The organism is Aminobacter sp. P9b (assembly GCF_045345995.1).
Lineage (GTDB): Bacteria > Pseudomonadota > Alphaproteobacteria > Rhizobiales > Rhizobiaceae > Aminobacter > Aminobacter niigataensis.
The window spans coordinates 2,347,759-2,371,150 of sequence record NZ_CP150082.1; the positions used below are offsets into that span (position 1 = coordinate 2,347,759).

Here is a 23,392-nt window from a genome sequence, read left to right on the forward strand (position 1 = left end):
GTTGGCCGAGATCAGTAGGGGCTCGCGACGTCGCCGGTCTCGACATAGACCGATTTGAGCTGGGAATAGTGCTGGAGCGCGGCGAGCGAATTCTCGCGTCCGATGCCAGATTGCCTGGCGCCGCCGAAGGGAATTTCGACCGGCGTCAAATTGTAGGCGTTGATCCAGCAGGTGCCGGCCTTGAGTTCGCCGATGACGCGGTGGCCACGCGTGATGTCCTTTGTGAACACGCCGGCTGCGAGGCCGAACTCGGTGTCGTTGGCGCGCGCGATTGCCTCTTCCTCGCTGTCGAAGGACAGCACGCTCATGACCGGGCCGAAGATTTCTTCGCGGGCGATGCGCATGTTATCGGTGACGCCGCTGAACACGGCCGGCTCGACGAAGAAGCCGCCCTCGAAGCCCTGGAGCGAAGGCGTGCCGCCGCCGCAGCGCAGTTCGGCACCCTCGCTTTTGCCGATGGCGATGTAGTCCAAAACCTTGTCTTGCTGGGCCTTGCTGACCAGCGGGCCCATCTGGGTTTCGGGATCGAGCGGATCGCCGATACGGATCGCCTTGGTGCGCTCGACCAGGCGTTCGACGAAACGGTCGTGCAGGCCTTTCTGGACAAAGACGCGGGTGCCGTTGGAGCAGACCTGGCCGGTCGAATAGAAATTACCCAGCATGGCGCCGCCGATGGCGTTTTCGAGGTCGGCGTCGTCGAAGACGATGATCGGCGACTTGCCGCCGAGTTCCATCGTGGCGTGCTTCATGTGCGAGCCGGCGAGCGCCAGCACTTTCTTGCCCGTGGGCACCGAGCCGGTGAGCGAAATCTTGTCAACGACAGGATGCGCGGCGAGGGCAGCGCCGACGTCGCCATAGCCCTGGACCACGTTGAACAGCCCGTCGGGCAGGCCGGCCTCGGTGTAGATTTCGGCCAGCGCAAGAGCGGAAAGGGGCGTGTTCTCGGAGGGTTTGAACACCATGGCGTTGCCCATGGCCAGCGCAGGCGCCGACTTCCATCCAGCGATCTGGATGGGGTAGTTCCAGGCGCCGATGCCGACGCAGACGCCGAGCGCTTCGCGCTTGGTGTAGGCGAAGGGGCCGCCGAGATCGACATAGTCGCCGTTGAAGGCGGCGATCGCGCCGGCGAAGAATTCGAGGCAGTCAGCGGCGGATGCTGCGTCGGCGACAAGCGTCTCCTGGATCGCCTTGCCGGTGTCGAGCGTCTCCAGCCGCGACAGTTCCTCGTTGCGGGCGCGCAGGATGTCAGAGGCGCGGCGCAGGATGCGGCCGCGCTCGACAGGCTTCAGCCGCGCCCACGCCGGCTGGGCCTCGCGTGCGGCCTCGACGGCCAGCTCCACGACGTTGGCTGTGGCCGAGTGCAGCGAGGCGACCGCTTCGCCGGTGGCCGGATAGATGACCGGGATCGATGCCCCACGCTCGTCGTCGATATAGCGGCCGTTGACATAATGCGAGGCTTTGGGCTGGGCGCGCATGCGTTTGCTCCAGTTGTATTTTCAGTGTCTGGCCTGTTGGCCGGATGATGCTCTATCTGTCCGAGACCTGCCAGCGCGGATTGATCCATGGCTCCTGGTTCGACGGCGCAAGCGGCGTACGGCCTAGGATGTGGTCGGCGGCCTTCTCGCCCGTCATGATCGACGGGCCGTTAAGGTTGCCGTTGGTCACGCGCGGGAAGATCGAGGAGTCGGCGACGCGCAGCCCCTCGACGCCGATCACCCGGCATTCGGGGTCGACCACGCTCGTGGGGTCGTCGGCGCGGCCCATGCGGCAGGTGCCGCAGGGGTGGTAGGCGCTTTCCGAATGCTCGCGGATGAAGGCGTCGAGTTCGTCGTCGGTCTGAACCTGGCTGCCCGGCGAAATCTCATTGCCGCGGAATGGATCGAAGGCCGATTGCGCGAAAATCTCGCGGGTGAGGCGGATGCAGTGCCGGAAGTCCTCCCAGTCGTCGGGATGCGACATGTAGTTGAAGCGGATCTCCGGCTTGGCCCACGGGTCGCTCGAGCGCAGGGTGATCGCGCCGCGCGACTTCGAGCGCATCGGCCCGACATGCGCCTGGAAGCCGTGAGACTTGGCAGCTGCCTTGCCGTCGTAGCGCACGGCTGCCGGAAGGAAGTGGAACTGGATGTCGGGATAGTCGACACCGGCTTTCGAGCGCACGAAGGCCGCCGCCTCGAAATGGTTGGTGGCGCCAAGCCCGGTCTTGAACAGCAGCCATTCTGCCCCGATCAGCGCCTTGGAAAACGGGTTGAAGACCGAATGCAGGGTGATCGGCTGGGTCGCTTCCTGCTGGATGTAGAGCTCCATGTGGTCCTGAAGATTCTGGCCGACGCCACGCCGGTCGGCCACGACGGATATGCCGTGTTGCTTCAGGTGCTCGGCGGGGCCGATGCCCGACAGCATCAGCAGTTTCGGCGAATTGATCGAGGACGCAGCGACGATCACCTCACGCCGCGCCTTGACGACCTGGACCTTCCTGCGCGCTTCGATCTCGACGCCGACGGCGCGTTGATTCTCGATCACCACGCGCCGGGCGAAGCCATTGACGACACGGACATTTCCGCGTTTCAGCGCCGGACGCAGATAGGCGTTGGCGACCGACCAGCGGCGCCCGCCATGGATGGTCTGCTCCATGGCCCCGAAGCCTTCCTGCTTGGAGCCATTGTAGTCGTCGGTGAGCTCGAAGCCGGCCTGCTGGCCTGCTTCGACGAAGGCCTGATAGAGCGGGTTCCTGCGCGGGCCACGCTGCACGTTGAGCGGACCCGAAGTGCCGCGCCAGCCGTCCTCGCCGCCGTTCGAATGCTCCATGCGCTTGAAGTAGGGCAGCACGTCGGCATAGCCCCAGCCGGACGCACCCTGTTCGGCCCAGTGGTCGAAGTCGCGGGCGTGGCCGCGAACGTAGACCATGCCGTTGATCGAAGAAGAGCCGCCGAGCACCTTGCCTCGCGGGGTCGCCAGCGTGCGCCCGCCGAGATGCAGCTCAGGTTCGCTGGAATAGCCCCAGTCGTAGCGGCTCATGTTGAGGGGGATCGACAGCGCGGACGGCATCTGGATCAGGGGGCCGAAGTCGGTGCCGCCATACTCGATGACGATCACCGAGTGCTTGCCGTCCTCCGACAGGCGATAGGCCATGGCCGAGCCGGCGGAGCCGGAGCCGACGATTACGAAATCTGCTTCAAGCATTGTTCACATGAACCATGAAATCGGCGAGCGAGACGTTGCCGCCGGTTGCGACGACGAGCACGGTCTTGCCGGCTACGTCGACCTTTCCTCCCAGAAGTGCCGCCAGCGACGAGGCGCCCGAGGGCTCGAGCACGAGCTTCAGGCGCTCGAACGCTACCTTCATCGCACTGCGGACGGCTGCGTCCTCGACAGTCAGTCCGCGCACATTGGTCGTCGTGACCGCGGCATAAGGTGCTTCGCCCGGCTTGCGTGCCATCAGGCCGTCGCAGATCGATTTCGGACCCAGCGGCATGGTTTCGATCGCGCCATGGGCGAGCGACGAGCCCATGCCGTTGAAGCCTTCCGGTTCCACCGCGAACACCTGTGTTGATGGCGACAGGTAGTGGAAGGCGAGCGAGACGCCGCCAATGAGTCCACCGCCGCCGACCGGGCAGAGCACGATGTCGGCCGCAACACGTTTCGCCGCCAGTTGGTCGAGCGCTTCGAGCCCGGCACCGGCCTGGCCGGCGACGATTTCGGGGTCGTCGAAGGGATGGAGCAAGGCGAGGCCCTCGGTGTCCGAGATTTCGCGCGCCTTGGCGGCGGCGACTTCTTCGCGGGCGCGGTCGCCATGGTCGGTCAGCACCACGCGGGCGCCGTAACCCTTGGTCGCCTCGCGCTTGGCTGCAGGCACATCGATCGGCATGACGATGGTGACGGGAATGCCGAGCGCCTGGCCGGCGGCGGCAAGGCCCTGGGCGAAGTTGCCGGACGAATAGGCAACCACGCCGCGCCGCGCCTCGTCAGCTGTGAGCTGCTTGAGCCGCCAGTAGGCGCCGCGCGCCTTGAACGAGCCTGCCCATTGCAGCGACTCCGCCTTGACGAAGACGCGCGCCGCGCCGGTCTGGCGGGCCAGCGCAGCGGATTCGAGCAGGGGCGTCAGCTGCGTCGCACGCGATGTTTCGGCATAGGCCTGGCGGAGCCTGTCCAGGGTGGGGACTGTTGTCGTCATCATTCGCCTCTCGGGAAACGCTTGCTCTCTTCGAGCACGTTCAGGTCCATGTGGTTGCGCATGTAGCGCTCGGATGCTTTCTGCAGCGGCTGGAAATCCCACGGATAGTAGGCGCCGTTGCGCAGCGCGGGATAAATCACCCAGCGGCGTGCCTGGCTTTCGCGCACGGCCGCATCGAAAGAGGCCATGTCCCAGCGAGCGTGGACCTTGGCCACGAAGTCGGCCACCAGATCAGCATGAGCAGGGTCTGCGGCCAGGTTGTCGAGCTCCTGCGGATCCGATTCCAGATCAAACAGTTGCGGCGGGTCGATCTCGCAATGGACGAACTTGAAACGGCCGTCGCGGATGGCGACCAGCGGGCAATAGGAACCCTCGGCGGCATATTCCATGAGCACGGGGGCGGTTCGCTGCTCGCCGCGCATCAGCGGCAGAAGCGACTGTCCGTCGGTCCAGGGCATGATGGCCGAAAGGTCGATGCCGGCGAGGTCGCACAGCGTCGGCAGCACATCGAGATTGGAGGTCGGCGCCTCGATCAGTCCGGCGGGCAGGCCCATGCCTGATATCATCAGCGGCACGCGCGCCGAGCCCTCGTAGAAGCACATCTTGAACCACAGGCCGCGCTCGCCGAGCATGTCGCCGTGGTCGGAGCAGAACAGGATGACCGTGTCATCGAGCATGCGCGTGCGCTCGAGCACCGACAGCAATTCGCCGACCTTGTCGTCGATGTAGGAGATGTTGGCGAAGTAGCCGCGGCGCGAGCGGCGTACCTGCTCGGGCGTGATGTCGAAACTGGCGTAGTCGCTGGCGAGATAGAGGCGCTGCGAATGCGGGTCCTGTTGCTCGGTCGGGATGAAGCCGACCTCGGGATCGAGGGCAGGGCTATCCTCGTAGAGGTCCCAATATTGGCGCCGCGCGACATAGGGGTCGTGCGGGTGAGTGAACGAGACGGTGAGGCACCACGGGCGACGCTCGGCCTGATCAGAGGTGCGTGCGAAGTCGTAGAGCTTCTGGGTCGCTAGGAAAGCGACCTCGTCGTCATACTCCATCTGGTTGGTGATCTCGGCCGTGCCGGCGCCGGTGACCGAGCCGAGATTGTGATACCACCAGTCGATGCGCTCACCCGGCTTGCGGTAGTCCGGCGTCCAGCCGAAATCGGCGGGATAGATGTCGGTCGTCAGGCGCTCCTCGAAGCCGTGCAACTGGTCCGGGCCGACGAAATGCATCTTGCCTGACAGCACGGTGTGGTAGCCGGCGGCACGCAGGTGGTGGGCGAAGGTCGGGATGGAGGAAGTGAATTCGGCAGCGTTGTCGTAGACCCCGGTGCGCGACGGCAACTGCCCGCTCATGAAGGCCGCACGCCCCGGCGCGCAGAGCGGCGAGGCGGTGTAGTTGTTTTTGAAGCGCGCCGACCGCGCCGCCAGCGCCTTGAGATGCGGGGCGTGCAGGCAGTTGGCGGGGCCGTCTGGGAAGAACGTTCCGGCCAGCTGGTCGACCATGACGATGAGGATGTTTGGCTTGCTGGTCATCGTGCGCGGGCCGCCTGCGACAGCTTGGTTTCCAGATAGTCGTCGACCAGCGCGATCGCCGAAGCGGCATTGGGGATGCCGTCGCGCAGGGCCCGGCGAATGTAGAGCCCGTCGATCATCGCTGCTGTCGCCTCGGCGACGTGCTCGGCGTCCGCGCGTGGCAGCAGGCGCGCAAGGCCGCTCATCAGGTTCGAATGAAGGCGATGGGCGTAGATCCGCAGCAGGCGGCGCAGACCCGGCGACTTCTGCGCCTCGACGTAGAAGGCAAGCCAGGCGGCGATGGTTGCGGCGCGGAACTGCTTGTCGGAGAAATTGACCGAGATGACGGCCGACACGCGCGCACGCGGGGTCTCGGCAACGCGCAGTGCCGCGGTGGTGTCGGTCAGCAACTCGGACAGGAGATGCCGCATGGTGGCGGCGAGCAGGTCTTCCTTGGCGCCGAAATAGTGGTGGGCGAGGGCGGAAGACACGCCGGCGCGGCCCGCGATCTCCGACATGGTCACATCAAGGCTGCCGCGCTCGCCGATCGCCGAGATCGTCGCGTCGATCAGCGCCCTGCGGCGCAGCGGCTCCATTCCGACCTTGGGCATACAAGCTCCTCCAGCGGCCAAGCTATTTTTTATTGACGCATCAATCAATAAAAAACACGGCGCATTTCGTCTCGAATGCGCCATTGAAAGCTGATGAAAATTGTTCATATTTGAACGGAATTGAAGGGCGTTGGAATCGCCCGGCAAATGGCGCAACATAGAACTGGCGATGGAGACGAAGATGACCGCATGCATCGTGGGCTGGGCGCATTCGCGCTTCGGCAAGCTGGAAGGCGAGACGCTGGAAAGCCTGATTACGCAGGTTGCCACCGAGGCGCTGGCGCATGCCGGCATCGGGCCTGACGACGTCGACGAGATCGTGCTTGGCCACTTCAACGCCGGCTTTTCCGCCCAGGATTTCACTGCGAGCCTTGTGCTGCAGGCCGACGACCGCCTGCGTTTCAAGCCGGCGACGCGCGTCGAGAATGCCTGCGCCACGGGTTCGGCAGCCGTTCGCCAGGGCATCCGTGCGGTGAACGCCGGCCAGCGCATCGTGCTTGTGGTCGGCGCCGAGCAGATGACCACGACGCCTGGACTCGAGATCGGCAAGAACCTGCTGCGCGCCTCCTATCTGCCCGAAGATGGCGACACGCCGGCCGGGTTTGCCGGCGTGTTCGGCAAGATCGCCCAGGCCTATTTCCAGCGCTACGGCGACCAGTCGGACGCGCTGGCGATGATCGCCGCCAAGAACCACAAGAACGGCGTCGACAATCCTTATGCCCAGTTGCGCAAGGATTTCGGCTTCGACTTCTGTCGCCAGGAGAGCGAGAAGAACCCGTTCGTCGCTGGACCGTTGAAGCGTACCGACTGTTCGCTGGTTTCGGACGGGGCTGCAGCCCTGGTGCTGACGGACAGCACGACTGCGCTGAAGATGCGCCGGGCGATCGCCTTCCGCGCCAACGAGCATGTGCAGGACTTCCTGCCGATGTCGAAACGCGACATCCTGCAGTTCGAAGGCTGCGAGGTGGCGTGGAACAAGGCGCTGAAGTCGGCCGGCATTTCGCTCGACGACCTCTCCTTCGTCGAGACGCATGACTGCTTCACCATCGCCGAGCTGATCGAATACGAGGCCATGGGCCTGGCACCGCGCGGCGAGGGCGCCCGCATCGCCATGGAAGGCATCACCGCCAAGGACGGCCGCCTGCCGGTCAATCCCTCCGGCGGTCTCAAGTCGAAGGGCCATCCGATCGGCGCAACCGGTGTCTCGATGCATGTGTTGACCGCCATGCAGCTTGCGGGCGAGGCTGGCGGCATTCAGGTCAAGGACGCCAAGCTCGGCGGTATCTTCAACATGGGCGGTGCTGCCGTCGCCAACTACGTGTCGATCCTGGACCGCATCAGATGAGGCATTCCGCCGTTGTTATCGGCGGTGCGTCGGGCGTCGGCCTTGCAGTGGCCGAACGCCTGATATCGGACGGATGGCCGGTGGCGGTGATCGATGACGACGGCGGCGCGCTCGAGGCGGCCGAGGACCAGATCGACAACGACGAGGTCGTGTTCATCGAATGCGACCCGACCGACGAGGATGACATCGCCGAGGCGTTCGACCAGGTTGTGGACCGGCTTGGTCTTGTCGGCGGGCTTGTGTCGATGGCGAGTTTCGCCCGCAGTGCCGCCATCGAGGACACCAGCGCCGAGATGTTGCGGGAAGCGCTCGACGTCAACCTCGTTGCCCCCTTCATCGCCGCGCGGGCAGCGCTGGAGCGGATGGGCGCCTCGCTGTCCATTGTCAGCATCGGGACCGTGGCGGGCCTTCGGGCCCATCATGGGCAATTGGCCGTCGCCGCGTCGCAGGCCGGGCTCAAGCTCATGTCGGAAGTGCTGGCGCTGGAGTATGCCGGCCGGGGCGTGCGCGTGAATGCCATAGCCGCCGGGCCTGCGGACGTGGATGCTGCAAGCAATGGCGGCATCGCACCCCATCATGTGCCGCAAGGCCGCGGTGCTGAGCCGGATGAAATTGCCGCCGCCGCTGCTTTCCTGCTTTCACCGGAAGCCAGTTACATCAATGGCCACACGCTCGCGGTGGATGGCGGATTTCTCGCCGGTGGGTTATCGGGAAACAGATCATGACGCTTGGCTGACCGCTGGCGAAATGACCCAACCTCGATCTCGCAAGCGCATGAAGGCACGCACACAATGACAAATCCGGTCCTGGTCGAGGTGCTGCGCGGCGACCTCGTTGAAAGCGTACATCGCGGCGCGGTCGTCGTCGTCGATGCCGATGGCACGCAGAGGCTTGCCTTGGGCGACGCCACGCAGCCAGTGTTTCCGCGCTCGGCGGTCAAGGCCATCCAGGCGCTGCCCTTCGTCGAAAGTGGCGCGGCCGATGCCTATGGCTTTGGCGATCGCGAACTGGCGCTTGCCTGCGCGTCGCATTCGGGCGAGCCGGCTCATGCCGAACTGGCCAATGCGATGCTGGCCAAGGCCGGTCTCGGGCCGGATGCGCTGGAGTGCGGCGCGCATTGGCCTTCGAACCATGCGGCGACGATTGCACTAGCGCGCAGCGGGGCGTCGCCGAGCGCGTTGCACAACAATTGTTCGGGCAAGCACTCGGCTTTCGTCTGTACCTGCCGTCACCTCGGCATGGCCCATCTCGGCTATGTCAGGCCCGAGCATCGCTTCCAGCAGATGATCCGCGAGACGATGGAAGCCGTCACCGGTGCACCCCATAACGAAATGAACCGCGGAACCGACGGCTGCTCCATCCCGACCTTTGCCGTGCCGTTGCACAATCTCGCACTGGGTTTTGCGCGCATGGTCACTGGCAATGGCCTCGGCACGGAAAGGGCCAAGGCCGCGCGGCGGCTGATGTCGGCATGCATGGCGGAACCTTTCCAGGTCGCTGGAACCGACAGGGCTGATACGGAGTTGATGCAAGCTGCACCAGGACGGATCTTCGTCAAGGTCGGCGCCGAAGGCGTTTTTTGCGCGGCCTTGCCGGAACTTGGCCTCGGCATTGCGATTAAATGCGACGACGGCGCGGGCAGGGCTGCCGAGGTTATGATCGCGGCGGTCCTCGCAAAGCTTTTGGCTGGAGACGAGGCGTTGCCCGGGACACTGGACAAGGCGGCGAGGCCGGTGCTGAAGAACTGGAACGGGATCGAAGTTGCATCGCTTCGACCGACTTCCGCGTTCGCATGAAAGCATAAGTAGTCGGTCAGTTTGGCTGGCTTGTTATCGGAGCTATGAACACCTAGGTTTATTTCATGAGCAGAGCTTTCACCCGCGAAGACGACAGCGAAAACGTCATTGCCGATATCGGCGAGCGGCCGGTCAGTTCGTCCCGGAATCTCGTGACCGAACAAGGGCTGGCCCGTATCGAGGCCCAACTCGCGAGCCTGCGCGAGGATCTGGCAAAGGCGGAGGCCGATGCCGACCGGGAGCGGATCGCGACGGTGTCGCGCGACCTGCGCTATTGGCAGTCCCGCCGGGAGACGGCCGAAGTGTCGGTTCCCGAACCTGACAGTACGGTTGTCCGCTTCGGGATGAAGGTTGTCGTTGAAGATGACAATGGCAAACGCAACGTCTGGGAGATCGTCGGTGAAGACGAAGCCGATGCAGCCAAGGGCCGCATCTCGCATTCCTCGCCTATGGCGATAGCGCTGTTCGGCAAATCCGTTGGCGATGTCGCTTCGGTCAACGGGCATGAGTGGGAAATCGTCGAGTTCGCCAGCTAGGCTTCGATTGGAGCCGTGTGGTCGCGGAAGAACGCGGCCGCACCTGTCTCGTCGATCTCGCCGGCGGCGACCATCAATACGAATTGAATGATGTCTTCTTGCGCTGCTTCGACGCTCAATCCTTTGAAATATAGAAACAAATCCGCTGCTGCAAAGGCAGTTCGTTTGTTGCCGTCGACGAATGGGTGGTTCTTGGCGATGCCAAACAAATAAGCGGCTGCTAGGTCACAGAGGTTTGGCTCGCCATACGCTTGCTTCTGAAGCGGCCGTGCAAGGGCCGATTCCAGCATATCCTCGGATCGTACGCCTTGAGCGCCTCCGTGCAGCTTCAGTTGCTCGGCGTGTAGCGCCTCGACGAACTGACGCGAATGGAACTCAATCATTTGGCGAGGGCGCGATACGCGACCTCATATTTCTTCATCCGCTCGCGCGCGATCTTCATCTTGCGTTCGAACTCTTCCGGATCATCCTCAGCCGGCCGAAGCCGCAACTCGTTGCCATCCTCGGTGAGGACGAGCGTGTCACCCGCGCGCAGATTATGCCGCTCGAGCACTTCCTTCGGCAGGATCACGCCTTCCGAGTTTCCGATCTTGCGAACAGTCACGTTCATGGCTGCGTCTCCATGTTATAACTTATGTATAACATGCGTGCGGATGCGATCCAAGCCATTGTCGCACCGTAGCGCCGCCACTATACCTGTGGTCTGACTGCTGATGCGGTCGTGAAAGAGCATTGCCGGAGAGACAGCCCATGGCGCAGGACGACAGCATTTTCATTGGTGCCAGCCGCAAGCCCGACGACAGTTATCAGCGGCCCGAAGATCTGTTGCTGAAGTACGGCAATCGCCATGGTCTGGTTACCGGTGCCACAGGTACCGGCAAGACGGTAACACTGCAGATTCTCGCCGAAGGCTTTTCGAACGCCGGTGTTCCGGTGTTCTGCGCCGACATCAAGGGCGACCTGTCGGGCATCGCCATGATGGGCGAGGCCAAGGATTTTCTTACGGCCCGTGCCGAGGCGATCAAGCTCGACCCGTATGATTTCCAGGAATTCCCCGTCATCTTCTGGGATCTGTTCGGAGAACAGGGCCATCCAATCCGCGCGACCATATCGGAGATGGGACCGCTGCTGCTGTCGCGGCTGATGAACCTCAGCGAAGCGCAAGAAGGCGTGCTCAACATCGCCTTCCGCATCGCCGACGAAGAAGGGATGCTGCTCCTCGATATGAAGGACCTGCAGTCATTGCTCGCCAACGTCGCCGAGCGGGCCGACGAGATCGGTGCGCGCTATGGCAATGTCACCAAACCGTCGGTCGGCGCCATCCAGCGGTCGCTGTTGGTCCTGGAGCAGCAGGGCGGCAACAACTTCTTCGGCGAACCCGCACTGAAGATTGCCGATATCATGCGCACGACGCGTGATGGTCGCGGCGCGATCAACGTGCTGGCCGCCGACAAGCTGATGATGAACCCGCGGCTCTACGCGACGTTCCTGCTCTGGCTACTGTCGGAGCTGTTCGAGGTGCTGCCGGAAGTCGGCGACCCGGAAAAGCCCAAGCTGGTCTTCTTCTTTGACGAGGCGCATCTTCTGTTCGACGAGGCGCCGAAGATCGTCGTCGACCGGGTCGAGCAGGTCGTGCGCCTGATCCGCTCCAAGGGCGTTGGTGTCTATTTTGTCACCCAGAACCCGCTCGACGTGCCCGAAACCGTTCTGGCGCAGCTCGGCAACCGCGTGCAGCATGCGCTGCGCGCTTACACGCCGCGGGAGCAGAAGGCGGTGAAGACGGCCGCCGACACTTTCCGCCCCAACCCTGACTTCGATTGTGCCAAGGCGATCACCCAGCTCGGAACCGGCGAGGCGCTGGTCTCGACGCTCGAAGCCAAGGGCGTTCCGTCGATGGTGCAGCGGACGCTGATACGCCCGCCGGCCTCGCGGCTTGGCCCGATCACGCCGCAGGAGCGCCAGAAGCTGATCAGCGAGAGCCCGGTCGCCGGGCAGTACGATCAGACCGTTGACCGTGAATCGGCGTTCGAAATGCTGCAGAAGAAGGCGCTCGAGGCACAGAAGGCGCAAGAACAGGCCCAGCAGGCGAATACCGGTGGCGGTGGTGGTGGTTGGACCATTCCGGGCTTTGGCAATGACGCGCCGCCGGCTTCGGGCGGCCGCAACACGGGCAGCGCGCCGAGGCCGCGGACCTCAAACCGGCAGACGGTGACCGAAGCGGCACTGAAGTCGGTCGTGCGCTCTGTTGGTTCGTCTGTCGGCCGTGCGCTGGTGCGCGGAATTCTCGGAAGCCTGAAGAAGGGCTTCTGACCCGAGAAGCCAATAGCAAAACGGCGCGTCGATGACGCGCCGTTTTTCGTAGGTGACTGAGCCCAGGGTCAGGCAGTGCCGAGGCCGCTGGTGACCAGGATCGGCGTCTTGCCGGGCACGCGATCGTAGAGATCGATGATGTCCTGGTTCATCAGGCGCACGCAGCCCGACGACACCGACTTGCCGATCGTCCACCATTCCGGTGAACCGTGGACGCGATAGAGCGTGTCCTCGTTGTTCTGGAAGATATAGAGCGCGCGCGCGCCGAGCGGGTTGTTGAGGCCCGGGGCCATGCCGCCATTCCTGACGCTGTACTTTTCGAGGTCGGGCTGGCGGCCGATCATTTCGTCCGGCGGCGTCCACTTGGGCCACTTGCGCTTCCACTGGATGACAGCGCGGCCCTGCCAGGCAAAGCCGGCACGACCGAGGCCGACGCCATAGCGCATCGCTTCGCCGTTTTCGCGAACGAGGTAGAGGAAGTGCGTCGAGGTGTCGACGACCACGGTGCCGGGGCGCTCGCCAGTGGGGTCGCGGACGATCTGGCGCAGGAACTGCGGCTTCACTTTCTTGAGCGGGATGCCGGGGATTTCATAGCCCTCGTCGGCGACCGGGGCATACATGCTGGCATAGTCGCCACCGAAAGCGGGATCGACGCTCATGGGCGGTGCAACCGGAGGTGCATCGACGATCTGACCGCCTCCGCCAACCGTGGAGCAGGCAGAAAGCGCTGCCGACGCGGCGCCCGCTGCCGCCAGGTTCAAAAAGCCGCGACGGCTGAGCGGACGTGATTCTGTAAATGTGGACATGACTGCGATCTAGAGTTCCAGTTCGAAAGAAATGGTGAATTTAGAGGAAACCAACTGCGTCGCCCCTTAACGCTCGCGGAGATAGGCGGGTCAAATTCCGACCTTAGGGTGGACAAAGCATGGCGAAGGTGTGACAGGCCAATCACTGTTGCGTTATGGCAACAATATTGACCTATGGTAAGCTAACCAATTGTAACTAAACCTTCCAGAGAAGGTAGGATCAGCGATGGAGGCAGGTCGCGATACTCGTCCGGCTGGTTGCTGCGGTTGATCCAGACGGTGCGGCAGCCGAACTTTGCCGCCCCTGCAATGTCCCAGCGATTGGACGACTGGAACGACATTGCTTCCGGGTAAAGACGCCAACTGCTGGCGACGAGATCATAGACCGACTGGTCCGTCTTGAATCGGCGGACGCTGTCGACCGAGAACACCTCGTCGAGGATCAGGTCCAGCCCGGCCGAGCGCACGGCCGCTTCCAGCATGTCTGGCGAACCGTTGGAGAGAATGGCCAGCCGTGCACCGTTTTCCTTCAGGTTGCGCAGCACTGCCGGAACCTCGGGGTAGCAATCGAGGCGCCAATAGGCGTCGAGCAGCTTGCTGCGCATCGCGGGATCGACCGACGGCACCTTGCGGAATGCAAAGTCGAGCGCCTGCTCGGTGAGCTGCCAGAAATCGGCATAGGCGCCCATGAGCGTCCGCACCCAGGAATACTCGAGCTGCTTGGCCCGCCAAATCTCGGAAAGCAGCTGGCCCTCGGGTCCGATGTCGGCCGAATGGCGGCGAACCGCCGCATGGACGTCGAACAGCGTGCCATAGGCATCGAATATGTAGGCTGCGTGGCGCATGCCTTTGGTTGTCCAACGGCTTGGTTCCGAGCGCAAGCGCAACTATCGGCTGGCTCCAACATTTCGGCTTGCTGCCGATTGACGGGGCGCGCCAAAGCCTCTTCCATACCGGCGATCAACAAGATGGATGGGAAAACACCATGACGCTCGCGGCGGCTGCACAATCCACGACCTGGAGCTTCGTCGATGGCGACTGGCACGAGGGCAACGTTGCGATCATCGGCCCGCGAAGCCATGCCATGTGGCTCGGCTCCACCGTCTTCGATGGCGGCCGTTGGTTCGAAGGCGTGGCTCCCGACCTTGAAGCACATTCGCGCCGGGTCAATTCGTCGGCCATCGCATTGGGCCTGAAGCCGACCATGAGCCCGGAACAGATCGTCGGGCTGACCTGGGACGGGCTCAAGAAATTCGACGGCAAGACTGCCGTCTACATCCGGCCGATGTATTGGGCCGAGCACGGTGGCTACATGGGCGTGCCGGCCGACCCTGCTTCGACGCGGTTCTGCCTGTGCCTGTACGAATCGCCGATGCTTCCGCCGACCGGCTTTTCGATTTGCTTATCGCCGTTTCGCCGGCCAACTCTCGAAACCATGCCGACCAATGCCAAGGCAGGCTGCCTCTATCCAAACAACGGCAGGGCAATCCTCGACGCCAAGATGCGCGGTTTCGACAATGCCCTGGTACTCGACATGCTAGGCAACGTCGCCGAAACCGCCTCGTCCAACATCTTCCTGGTCAAGAACGGGCAAGTGTTCACCCCGGCGCCCAACGGAACTTTCCTTTCCGGGATCACCCGCAGCCGCACGATTTCGCTTCTTGCCGGCAGCGGTGTCTCTGTCGTCGAAAAGACGCTTTCGGTGCGCGAGTTCCTCGAAGCCGATGAAATCTTCTCCACCGGCAATCACTCCAAGGTTGTTCCGGTCACGCGCATCGAGGAGCGAATTCTCCAGCCCGGACCGGTAGCAAAAAAATCACGCGAGCTATATTGGGAGTGGGCGCACTCGACCGACAAGGCCTGAGTGTAGCGAAGAAAAACAGCGCCTCTCATCTGTTGTCACACGATGATGACGACCTATCTGTAGACGGCATAGTCATGCCGCGAAATTGCCAGCAAGGGAGTATGATCCATGGCTTTTGAATTGCCCGAATTGCCCTACGACTACGAGGCGCTACAGCCCTTCATGTCGAAGGAGACGCTTGAGTATCATCACGACAAGCACCACAAGGCCTATGTCGACAACGGCAACAAGCTGGCTGCCGAAGCAGGCATGGACAAGCTGTCGCTGGAAGAGGTCGTGAAGCAGTCGTTCGGCAAGAATGCCGGCCTGTTCAACAACGCCGCCCAGCATTACAACCACGTCCACTTCTGGAAGTGGATGAAGAAGGGCGGCGGCGGCAACAAGCTGCCCGGCGCGCTGCAGAAGGCGGTAGATGCCGACCTCGGCGGCTACGACAAGTTCAAGGCTGATTTCATTGCCGCCGGCACGACGCAGTTCGGTTCGGGCTGGGCGTGGCTTTCGGTCAAGGATGGCAAGCTCGCCATCTCCAAGACCCCGAACGGCGAGAACCCGCTGGTTCACGGCGCGACCCCGATCCTCGGCGTCGACGTCTGGGAGCACTCCTACTACATCGACTACCGCAACGCCCGCCCGAAATATCTCGAGGCGTTCGTCGACAGCCTGATCAACTGGGACTACGTGCTCGAGCGTTACGAAAACGCCTGAGCCTGGTTCACCCACGAAAAGCCCCGGCAAGTCCGGGGCTTTTTTTGTCGAGAGAACGCAAATTTATTCCACCGACTCACGTAAGCGTGAGGAGAATCTTGGGACGAATTGGGCCAGTTTCGCCGTTCACCCTAGGCAGCTTTTGCAACCGAAAGAGGACCTGATGAGAAAATTTGTGCTCGCCGTCGCAGCGCTGGCGCTCGCATCCACTGCAGCATTCGCCGATGTGATTACCGACCGTCAGGCGGTGATGAAGGAGAACGCAAGGCAAGTCGGCACGCTCGTCAAAATGGTGAAGGGCGAATCCGCTTTCGACGCCGCCGCCGTTCTGGCGGCCTTGACGGCGCTCAACGACAATGTCCAGAAAATCGATGTCGCGGCGTCGTTCCCGGTAGGAAGCGACAAGGGCGACACCACTGCATCCCCCAAGATCTGGGAGGATCCGGCTGGATTCCAGGCCGAGGTCGACAAATTCAAGGCAGTGACGGCCTCGGCAGTTGGCGCCCCGGCCCAGGACCTGGACGCCTTGAAGGCACAGGTCGGCACCATCGGCCAGACCTGCGGCACCTGCCATGAGGCGTTTCGCGTCAAGAAGGGCTGATCCCTTCGCATGGGTGCTTTCAAGAAGTTTGCAGTGGCGGCTCTGGCGCTTGGCGGTGCCGGAGCCGCGACTTTGTGGTGGCTGGCGCTTCCTGAAAGACTGGGGCCCGATGCCGTGGCTGCCCTGGGAGCCGGCGACGCGGCCCGCGGTCAACGCATCTTCGATGCGGGCGGCTGTGCCTCCTGCCACGCCAAACCGAAATCGGAGGGCGATGCACGTCTTCAACTCGCCGGCGGTCTCGAGCTGAAGACGGCGTACGGTACCTTCGTGGCGCCGAACATTTCCACCGACCCGAACGACGGCATCGGCGGATGGTCGCTCGAGGACTTCGCCAATGCAATGCTCAAGGGCGTGTCGCGCGACGGACAGCACCTCTATCCGGCGTTCCCCTATGCCTCCTATGCCCGCATGAAGCCGGCTGAGGTCGCAGATATCTACGCCTTCATGAAGACGCTGCCGCCTGTTGCGGGCAGGGCGCCGAGCCACACGCTCGCCTTTCCGTTCAATGTCCGATCCGGCATCGGGCTCTGGAAGCTGTTCTACCTGAGCGACCAGCCCGTGATCGCCTTCGCCGACGGCACGCCTGAGAAGGTCCTGCGCGGTCGTGACCTCGTGGAAGGCGCAGGGCATTGTGGCGAATGCCACACGCCGCGCGGCTTTGACGGCGGGACCAGGAAGGGCCAATGGCTGGCGGGTGCTGCGGCGGCCGAAGGACAGGGCATCGTGCCCAACATAACGCCGCAAGGGACTGGGATCAGCGGCTGGTCGGAGAGCGACATCGCCAGCTATCTCGAAACGGGTTTCACCCCTGAGTTCGATTCGGTCGGTGGCACCATGGTCGAGGTGCAGAAGAACATGGCGAGGCTAAGCGCCGAAGACCGCGAGGCAATCGCTGCCTATCTCAAGGCGATCCCGCCGCATTCCAACGGTTATCCCGCGCCACAGCCGAAGCCTGCCGGTTGACGCAACCGGCGGCCCCAAGCCGCCGGTCTGCCGTTTCCAATGTCAGGCGAGCCCAACGACCTTCAGTGCGAAGGCGTAGTTGAAGGCGATTTCCTCCAGCCGCGAGAAGCGGCCCGAGGCGCCGGCATGGCCCGAATCCATGTTGATCTTGAACAGCACAGGACTGCTGCCCGACTTGCGTTCGCGCAGGCGCGCGGCCCATTTGGCCGGCTCCCAATAGGTGACGCGCGGGTCGGTCAGGCCGGCCACCGCCAGGATCGGCGGATAGTCGAGTGCGGCGACATTGTCGTAGGGCGAATAGGCGGCGATGGTCTTGTAGTCGTCCTCCGAGGCGATCGGGTTGCCCCATTCCGGCCATTCGGGCGGCGTCAGCGGCAGAGTGTCGTCGAGCATAGTGGTCAACACGTCGACGAACGGCACTTCGGCGATGATGCCGGCAAAGGCATCCGGCGCCATGTTGGCTATGGCGCCCATCAGCATGCCGCCGGCCGAACCGCCCTGGGCGACGATGCGCTCATGTGCCGTGTAGCGCTCGGCGACGAGGTGGTGGGCACAGGCGATGAAGTCGGTGAAGGTGTTGGTTTTCGCCGCGCGCTTGCCGTCGTCATACCAGGCGTAGCCCTTGTCCTTGCCGCCACGGATATGGGCGATGGCATAGACGAAGCCGCGATCGACCAGCGACAGGCAGTTCGTGTTGAACGAGGCCGGAATGGTCATGCCGTAGGAGCCGTAGCCATAGAGCAGGCACGGTGCCGTGCCGTCCAGCGGCGTGTCGCGATGGTGGATCAGCGAGATCGGCACCAGTTCGCCATCGGGGGCCGGCGCCATCAGCCGCCGCGTGACGTAGTCATCGGCATTGTGGCCCGAGGGGACTTCCTGGGTCTTGAGCAGGACGCGTCCGCGCGTCCGCATGTTGTAGTCGAACAACTGCGTCGGGGTGGTCATCGACGAATAGGAAAATCGCATGGTGTCGGTATCGTATTCATAGGAGCCCGACAGGCCGAGCGAGAACGCTTCTTCCGGGAAAGAAATGATGTGCTCCGCACCGGTGGCGCGTTCGTGCACCACGATCCGCGGAAGGCCTTCCTTGCGTTCCAGGCGAACCATGAAGTCCCTGAAGCCGATGACCGACAGGATCAGCCGGCCGGGTTCGTGGGCGACAAGTTCCTTCCAGTTGGTGCGCGCCGGATCCGCCGCTGGCGCGGTCATGATCTTGAAGTCTTTGGCGCCGTCGGCATTGGTCAGCACGAAGAAGATGTCGCCGCCTTCCTCGAGATCATATTGCAGGCCGGTTTCGCGCGCTGCAACGAGTGCCGGCGAGGCGAGGGGATTGTCGGCCGGGAGCAGCCGGTATTCCGACGTTTCATGATCGCTGATCGAGATCATGATCCAGTCATTGCTGCGGGTGCCGCCGACACTCATGAAGAAGCCGGGATCGGTCTCCTCGTAGACCAGGCGGTCTGTCGAGGCGTCGCTGCCGAGCGCGTGGTAGAAGACCTTCGACGGCCGGTGGTTGGAGTCGAGGCGGGTGTAGAAGAAGCCGGCATTGGCGGCATCCCACTCGCCCGAGCCGCCCGTATCGGCGACGATGTCGGCGAGTTCGGCGCCGGTTGCCAGGTCGCGGACACGCAGGGTGTAGAATTCCGATCCCTTGTCGTCGAACCCCCAGATCAGGCGGCTATGATCGGAGGAGTGGTCGATCCCGCCGAGGCGGAAATAGGCGTGACCTTCGGCTTCCTTGTCGCCGTCGAGGATGATCTCCTCCGTGCCGCCTGCGCTCGGGAGGCGGAAATAGCGCGGCTGCTCGCCACCCTTCTTGTAGGATGAGCCATAGGCGAACGGGCCGTCCTTCATCGGAACCGAGGAATCGTCTTCCTTGATGCGTCCCTTCATCTCTTCGAACAGCTCCTTGCGCAGGTCCGCCGTGCCGGCCATCAATTCGGCCTGGTAGCTGTTTTCCGCTTCGAGATGTGTGCGGATTGCCGGATCGAGCAGGCTCGGATCGCGGAAGACCTCCTGCCAGTTGTCGGCGCGCAGCCAGGCATATTCGTCGATGCGGGTGATGCCGTGCCGGGTGTCGGAAACGGGGCGGCGCTCGGTCGACGGCGGGGCGATGTCGGCGAAAATGGCAGGTCGGGTCATCATGTCTCGCATGCGGTGAATCTTGAATGGCGAATGAACACGCCGATCAGGGCGGGTTCAAGGGCTGAGTTGCATTGTTCGTCAACGTTCCAATTGACCGGTTCGCCGGAGGAGAGAGATGAACACGTTCTTGAAGACCGCCGTAGCCCTGACCGTCGCCACGACAGCACTGTTCGCCGGCAACGCCCACGCGGCTGCTTTTGCCGCCTGGCAGGTGACCGACGTTCCGTTCGGCGACACGTTGAACATCCGGAAGTATCCGTCCAATGGTTCGCAGAAGCAGGCAGCCTATCCCAATGGCACTGTCCTGCAGATGACCGGAAAATGCACTGGCGGGGTCGATCTCTTCGACATTTCGCATTTGCCGGAATGGACGCAGGCACAGCGTGTGCGTTATCGCTGGTGCCAGGTCTGGCACGATCCCGCCCAGAACGGGCAATTCACCACTGGTTGGGTCTATGGCAAGTACATCGCGCCGTATTGAACAGGCAAAACTGTTGCTTGCGTTGCCTTGAGCACTCGGGCGGGCACCGGTTATTGACAAGATAGGTTCAGGTTTGGCCCTGCATGGCTGGTAACGACTGGGGCAGCGGCGCCTTCCTCGTTAGCTTTCTTGCGACTGTTGCGTTCCCGCATTTTTTGACCAGCGGCGGTGTCCATCTCAAGCAAGAGGCCGAAGAAAAACCGGTCATGATCAGCAGCGTTGGCGATTATCTTGCCGGCGGCCCGGTCATGGTTGGTGCGTTGCTTGCGATGGCCATCTCTCCAGGGGCTGTTGCGCCTCCCCGATTTCCACACGGTCTCGAAGGCCGGAACGGTTGGTTCCTGTCCTGAGTTGCTTCGTCTCGCGGTGCATATCGGCGAACTCTCCACGGCATTGCCGGCGCGGGCTGGAGTGGTGTTCTTCATGCTGATGGCGCAGATTTTGGCCGATTTGCTTGCCAAGGCGGCTTATTCAGCCGGATATCGCTTGTGGCAGGGGTCTCTCGGCGACGATTTGGCTGAAACTGTGGCGCGGGATAAGAAGAACCGCATTGTTGCCACCTAATGCCGACAATGACCCCGGAGAGAACATTCAGCGTTGTGTAACTTGATCTCGTGCGATGACATTGCCCTGTCAAAAAGGCTCATTTGTTAGAGAAGTGATGAATGCATTGTTCTTGGAGTTGCAAAGAATAGTGAATTGACTTGTTATGGCTACAGGCTCATTAAAGTGATGGAACGCGACTCGTAATGGCAAATTGCGATACAAGATCGCGCCGCACCCCGGTCGCAATATCGGGCAAAAAAACAACCAGTCACATTGGGGCCTGAAGCATATGGATACTTCCGAAACGCCTGCAGCAAATAGCGAAACGCTGATCGAACTGACCGCCGACGTGGTGGCCGCTTATGTCAGCAACAATCCGGTCCCGGTAGGAGAACTTCCGGGGCTGATCGCCGACGTTCACGCAGCCCTTGGCCGCGTCGGTAACGTCGCCGACACACCACCCGCCGACAAGCAGAAGCCGGCCGTCAACCCGAAGCGTTCGGTGCATGACGACTACATCATCTGCCTGGAAGACGGCAAGAAGTTCAAATCGCTCAAGCGTCACCTGATGACGCACTACAACATGACGCCCGATCAGTACCGCGAGAAGTGGGGCCTTGACGCCAGCTATCCGATGGTGGCGCCCAACTATGCGGCAGCTCGCTCGCAACTGGCCAAGAAGATGGGCCTGGGCCGCAAGCGCAAGGTGGGTAAATAATACTCCCTTCGACAGACGTTTAGCGAGCGGCGCCTTCGGGCGCCGTATTGCTTTTGTGCCGGCGCCGGCGCGGCCTGAGCGACAGTCGCCCAGGCTGGTCGGGGAAGACGCCTTTCAGCCGATCGCGCACTTGCTTGAGCGCGATGTGCCGGTTGAGATCGTAGCTCCAGTGGCGGTTGACACCCCGGAGCCGTTCGCGCTCGATCGCCCGTTCGAGCCGTTTGAGCAAGGCGACGGTCGATGTCGGCTCGCCAGAAAGCGCATTCGAAAGCTCGATCCCGCAGCAGAGCTGCAGGGCTGCCCGCTGCCGGGCGTCAGTCAATTCGGACAGCTTGTTCTGCCTGAAGGCTGCAATTTCATTCGAAAAATCCCGCATCGCGATCCTGCCTGATGTGACTGTGATCGTGCGATGATGCTGCCATCTTGCAGGGTGGGGAGAAACTGCGCCAAGAATTCACTGGAGCGGAATAAATAGAACAACGATTACAGCGTGTTGAAGTTTCTTCCGCTGCTTCATCGTTCTTTTTTTGTTCACACCCCGTGACGTGCCCGGTATAAGAACTTATTCCTATCCACAAAGGGGGAAGAGTTCGGTGGGATCCACGTCGGCAACATTGGTCAAACGGCAGAAGGAGGCGCGCGAGGCCGCCGCCAGGGACGAGCGTTCCGTTCTTGAACTTGTCGCCGACCGGCGTCGTGACCAGGTGGTGGAGCGTTGCGATGCGATGATCGACCTCATGGCGGCGTTGTTCGGCGTGCCAAGCAGGGAGATTCGTCGAATTGGCCGGACTGGCAACGACATCAGCCGCCTCCGCCAGATTGCCATGTATGTTGCCCATGTCGTGTTTCGTCTCAGCATGCGCGAGGTCGGCCGTGGCTTCGGGCGCGACCGGACCACAGTGCTTTATGCCTGCCATACCGTGGAGGACCTGCGCGACGATGCGGAGTTTGACCGGATCGTCGCGCTGGCGGAGCGGGTGGCGATCGCTGCGTTTCGCGACAGGCTGGAGGGTTGACATGAGCACCCCTGACGAAAAGGCACACAAGCGCGTGCTCACGCTGCTGGCCAAGGGGGCCGCAGAATGCGAGCCGGCCGCAACGGCCGGCAAGATGCTGCTTGAGAACGATAGGAACGACAGGATAGCTGTCGGCGCCGAGGTGCTTGCGGCATTGTCCCGGCAAGGGCTTGTCGTTTGCGTTGGCCGGGCGATGCGGCTTACGCCGGAAGGGCAAGCGGCCGCACGGCGAGAGGAGAGCCCAGTCGATCCTTTCCAGAGCCAGCACCGCGAACTGGACACGGCGACGGTCGATACCGCGGCCGGGCAACATGCGGCGCTGATCAACATTTCGGAGTCGCCACTCGGCCAACTCGCCCGACGCAAGACCAAGGCCGGCAAGCCGTTCCTGAACGGCAGCGAGTTCGTCGCCGGCGAACGGCTGCGTGCCGACTACACGCGCGGCCAGATCATGCCGCGCTTGGGCGCCAACTGGGTGGCGAGCGTCTCTTCCGGCAAGCGCAGTGCCGGCGGCGGCCTGGCGGAACTGACGGATGCGGCGCTCGCCGCGCGGCAGCGGGTTGACAGGGCGATCGATGCGGTCGGGCCGGAGCTATCCGGCGTCCTGATTGACGTCTGCTGCTTCCTGAAGGGGCTGGAACTTGTCGAAGCCGAGCGCGGCTGGCCGGTGCGGTCGGCCAAGGTCATGCTCAAGTCGGCACTTGGCGTGCTGGCCAGACATTACAATCCTCGCGCCGGTTCCGTTGCCGGTCGCAAGGTCCTGCATTGGGGGGCCGAGGATTATCGCCCGCGAATGGGCTGAACGGAACTCAGGCGACCTGATGGAGGGCAGCCTCGGCGTCGCGCTTGATACGCTTGACCGTCGAGCGCAAGCCATTGGCGCGTTGCGGCGACAGGTGCTCGTTGAGGCCGAGTGCCTTCAATGTGGCTTCGGCGTCGGTCGCCATGATCTCGCTGGCGCGATGACCTGAGAACAGGGCAAGCATGATGGCGACGAGCCCGCGCACGATATGCGCGTCCGAGTAGCCTTCGAAGCGGATGGCGGGGTCGGCACCGTCGCCCTTGTGGGTTACAAGCCAGACCTGGCTGACACAGCCCTGCACCTTGTTGGTGTCGGTCTGCGCGCTCTCGGGGAAAGGCGGAAGTGCTTCGCCCAACTCGATGACATAGCGATAGCGATCCTCCCACTCGTCAAGGAAGGAGAAGTCGTCGCGGATGGTGTCGATCGAGGTGGTCATGGTGCCTTCGATATAGTGCCGGCACCGCTGCCCGT

Annotated in this window: 27 protein-coding genes; 15 read left to right on the forward strand and 12 right to left on the reverse strand. The window is 62.8% G+C overall.

The features are described 5' to 3' along the window. Positions 1-11 precede the first annotated feature (11 nt). From betB to betI, 5 genes are read right to left on the reverse strand one after another with little or no spacing between them, the layout of a single operon-like run. Positions 12-1,475, reverse strand: a complete 1,464-nt coding sequence (gene betB / locus WHT83_RS11540; protein WP_318762235.1) for a betaine-aldehyde dehydrogenase — start codon at positions 1,473-1,475, stop codon at positions 12-14. A gap of 52 nt (positions 1,476-1,527) precedes the next feature. Further along, complete coding sequence (gene betA / locus WHT83_RS11545) at positions 1,528-3,180, reverse strand: choline dehydrogenase (RefSeq protein WP_108608855.1); 1,653 nt, start codon at positions 3,178-3,180, stop codon at positions 1,528-1,530. Next, positions 3,173-4,174, reverse strand: a complete 1,002-nt coding sequence (locus WHT83_RS11550; protein ID WP_318762234.1) for a threonine/serine dehydratase — start codon at positions 4,172-4,174, stop codon at positions 3,173-3,175. Before WHT83_RS11550 ends, betA begins: the two co-directional genes overlap by 8 nt. Then, positions 4,171-5,697: a choline-sulfatase gene (gene betC / locus WHT83_RS11555; RefSeq protein ID WP_406873845.1), complete on the reverse strand. Its 1,527-nt coding sequence runs from the start codon at positions 5,695-5,697 to the stop codon at positions 4,171-4,173. The genes WHT83_RS11550 and betC overlap by 4 nt, the downstream gene beginning before the upstream one ends. Beyond that, positions 5,694-6,287 (reverse strand): transcriptional regulator BetI, encoded by a 594-nt coding sequence (betI, locus tag WHT83_RS11560; RefSeq protein ID WP_406873846.1) that lies wholly within the window; start codon positions 6,285-6,287, stop codon positions 5,694-5,696. The genes betC and betI overlap by 4 nt, the downstream gene beginning before the upstream one ends. 181 nt (positions 6,288-6,468) lie before the next feature. On the opposite strand from betI, the gene WHT83_RS11565 reads away from it, so the two are divergent. From WHT83_RS11565 to WHT83_RS11580, 4 genes are all read left to right on the forward strand, one after another. Beyond that, positions 6,469-7,632: an acetyl-CoA acetyltransferase gene (locus WHT83_RS11565; protein ID WP_406873847.1), complete on the forward strand. Its 1,164-nt coding sequence runs from the start codon at positions 6,469-6,471 to the stop codon at positions 7,630-7,632. Beyond that, the gene (locus tag WHT83_RS11570) at positions 7,629-8,357 is read left to right on the forward strand and encodes an SDR family NAD(P)-dependent oxidoreductase (RefSeq protein WP_406873848.1); all 729 of its coding nucleotides are present in this window, start codon (positions 7,629-7,631) and stop codon (positions 8,355-8,357) included. Before WHT83_RS11565 ends, WHT83_RS11570 begins: the two co-directional genes overlap by 4 nt. A 66-nt stretch (positions 8,358-8,423) precedes the next feature. After that, the gene (locus tag WHT83_RS11575) at positions 8,424-9,428 is read left to right on the forward strand and encodes an asparaginase (RefSeq protein ID WP_406873849.1); all 1,005 of its coding nucleotides are present in this window, start codon (positions 8,424-8,426) and stop codon (positions 9,426-9,428) included. A gap of 65 nt (positions 9,429-9,493) precedes the next feature. Continuing rightward, the gene (locus WHT83_RS11580) at positions 9,494-9,964 is read left to right on the forward strand and encodes a GreA/GreB family elongation factor (protein WP_406873850.1); all 471 of its coding nucleotides are present in this window, start codon (positions 9,494-9,496) and stop codon (positions 9,962-9,964) included. Here the strand turns inward: WHT83_RS11580 and WHT83_RS11585 are convergent. Together WHT83_RS11585 and WHT83_RS11590 are read right to left on the reverse strand one after the other, a co-directional pair. After that, positions 9,961-10,347, reverse strand: coding sequence for a type II toxin-antitoxin system death-on-curing family toxin (locus WHT83_RS11585; protein WP_406873851.1), 387 nt, complete (start codon positions 10,345-10,347; stop codon positions 9,961-9,963). The two genes, WHT83_RS11580 and WHT83_RS11585, sit on opposite strands and share 4 nt — an antisense overlap. Continuing rightward, positions 10,344-10,574 carry an AbrB/MazE/SpoVT family DNA-binding domain-containing protein gene (locus WHT83_RS11590; RefSeq protein WP_108608848.1) on the reverse strand — a complete coding sequence of 77 codons (231 nt, stop codon included), beginning with the start codon at positions 10,572-10,574 and terminating at the stop codon, positions 10,344-10,346. Before WHT83_RS11590 ends, WHT83_RS11585 begins: the two co-directional genes overlap by 4 nt. Before the next feature lie 140 nt (positions 10,575-10,714). Between WHT83_RS11590 and WHT83_RS11595 the strand changes: the two genes are divergently transcribed. Then, the gene (locus WHT83_RS11595; protein WP_406873852.1) at positions 10,715-12,274 is read left to right on the forward strand and encodes a helicase HerA-like C-terminal domain-containing protein; all 1,560 of its coding nucleotides are present in this window, start codon (positions 10,715-10,717) and stop codon (positions 12,272-12,274) included. Positions 12,275-12,342: 68 nt separating this feature from the next. On the opposite strand, the gene WHT83_RS11600 is transcribed toward WHT83_RS11595, so the two are convergent. Together WHT83_RS11600 and WHT83_RS11605 are read right to left on the reverse strand one after the other, a co-directional pair. Next, a complete protein-coding gene (locus WHT83_RS11600; RefSeq protein ID WP_108608846.1) occupies positions 12,343-13,080 on the reverse strand; it encodes a L,D-transpeptidase in 738 nt (245 codons plus the stop codon). A 182-nt stretch (positions 13,081-13,262) separates the two neighbouring features. Continuing rightward, entirely contained in the window at positions 13,263-13,925 is a 663-nt protein-coding gene (locus WHT83_RS11605; RefSeq protein WP_183263566.1) for a haloacid dehalogenase type II, read from the reverse strand. A gap of 140 nt (positions 13,926-14,065) precedes the next feature. Here WHT83_RS11605 and WHT83_RS11610 point away from each other — a divergent pair, with 140 nt between their 5' ends. The 4 genes from WHT83_RS11610 (at position 14,066) to WHT83_RS11625 (ending at position 17,213) form a co-directional block, all read left to right on the forward strand. Beyond that, a complete protein-coding gene (locus tag WHT83_RS11610; RefSeq protein ID WP_183263565.1) occupies positions 14,066-14,944 on the forward strand; it encodes a branched-chain amino acid aminotransferase in 879 nt (292 codons plus the stop codon). Positions 14,945-15,052: 108 nt separating this feature from the next. Continuing rightward, positions 15,053-15,649, forward strand: coding sequence for a superoxide dismutase (locus tag WHT83_RS11615; protein ID WP_183263564.1), 597 nt, complete (start codon positions 15,053-15,055; stop codon positions 15,647-15,649). Between the two features lie 163 nt (positions 15,650-15,812). Then, positions 15,813-16,250: a cytochrome c gene (locus WHT83_RS11620; RefSeq protein ID WP_183263563.1), complete on the forward strand. Its 438-nt coding sequence runs from the start codon at positions 15,813-15,815 to the stop codon at positions 16,248-16,250. Positions 16,251-16,259: 9 nt separating this feature from the next. Then, positions 16,260-17,213 carry a c-type cytochrome gene (locus tag WHT83_RS11625; RefSeq protein WP_406873853.1) on the forward strand — a complete coding sequence of 318 codons (954 nt, stop codon included), beginning with the start codon at positions 16,260-16,262 and terminating at the stop codon, positions 17,211-17,213. Between the two features lie 42 nt (positions 17,214-17,255). On the opposite strand, the gene WHT83_RS11630 is transcribed toward WHT83_RS11625, so the two are convergent. Next, entirely contained in the window at positions 17,256-19,355 is a 2,100-nt protein-coding gene (locus WHT83_RS11630; RefSeq protein ID WP_406873854.1) for a S9 family peptidase, read from the reverse strand. Between the two features lie 118 nt (positions 19,356-19,473). Here WHT83_RS11630 and WHT83_RS11635 point away from each other — a divergent pair, with 118 nt between their 5' ends. The 4 genes from WHT83_RS11635 to WHT83_RS11650 all read left to right on the forward strand — a co-directional run bounded on the left by WHT83_RS11635 (position 19,474) and on the right by WHT83_RS11650 (position 21,103). Further along, complete coding sequence (locus tag WHT83_RS11635) at positions 19,474-19,839, forward strand: SH3 domain-containing protein (protein ID WP_406873855.1); 366 nt, start codon at positions 19,474-19,476, stop codon at positions 19,837-19,839. Between the two features lie 83 nt (positions 19,840-19,922). After that, a complete protein-coding gene (locus WHT83_RS11640) occupies positions 19,923-20,189 on the forward strand; it encodes a hypothetical protein (RefSeq protein WP_406874060.1) in 267 nt (88 codons plus the stop codon). Then, positions 20,095-20,403, forward strand: a complete 309-nt coding sequence (locus tag WHT83_RS11645; protein ID WP_406873962.1) for a cation:proton antiporter — start codon at positions 20,095-20,097, stop codon at positions 20,401-20,403. The genes WHT83_RS11640 and WHT83_RS11645 overlap by 95 nt, the downstream gene beginning before the upstream one ends. 271 nt (positions 20,404-20,674) lie before the next feature. Further along, complete coding sequence (locus tag WHT83_RS11650) at positions 20,675-21,103, forward strand: MucR family transcriptional regulator (protein WP_108608840.1); 429 nt, start codon at positions 20,675-20,677, stop codon at positions 21,101-21,103. Between the two features lie 19 nt (positions 21,104-21,122). Here the strand turns inward: WHT83_RS11650 and WHT83_RS11655 are convergent, their stop codons facing one another. Then, a complete protein-coding gene (locus WHT83_RS11655) occupies positions 21,123-21,479 on the reverse strand; it encodes a cytoplasmic protein (protein WP_183263560.1) in 357 nt (118 codons plus the stop codon). A 217-nt stretch (positions 21,480-21,696) separates the two neighbouring features. Here WHT83_RS11655 and WHT83_RS11660 point away from each other — a divergent pair, with 217 nt between their 5' ends. Next, the gene (locus tag WHT83_RS11660; protein WP_245439465.1) at positions 21,697-22,119 is read left to right on the forward strand and encodes a helix-turn-helix domain-containing protein; all 423 of its coding nucleotides are present in this window, start codon (positions 21,697-21,699) and stop codon (positions 22,117-22,119) included. 1 nt (position 22,120) lies between these two features. Continuing rightward, positions 22,121-22,921 carry a DUF6456 domain-containing protein gene (locus WHT83_RS11665; protein WP_406873856.1) on the forward strand — a complete coding sequence of 267 codons (801 nt, stop codon included), beginning with the start codon at positions 22,121-22,123 and terminating at the stop codon, positions 22,919-22,921. Between the two features lie 7 nt (positions 22,922-22,928). On the opposite strand, the gene WHT83_RS11670 is transcribed toward WHT83_RS11665, so the two are convergent. Continuing rightward, complete coding sequence (locus tag WHT83_RS11670; RefSeq protein WP_406873857.1) at positions 22,929-23,357, reverse strand: SufE family protein; 429 nt, start codon at positions 23,355-23,357, stop codon at positions 22,929-22,931. Positions 23,358-23,392: the final 35 nt, after the last annotated feature.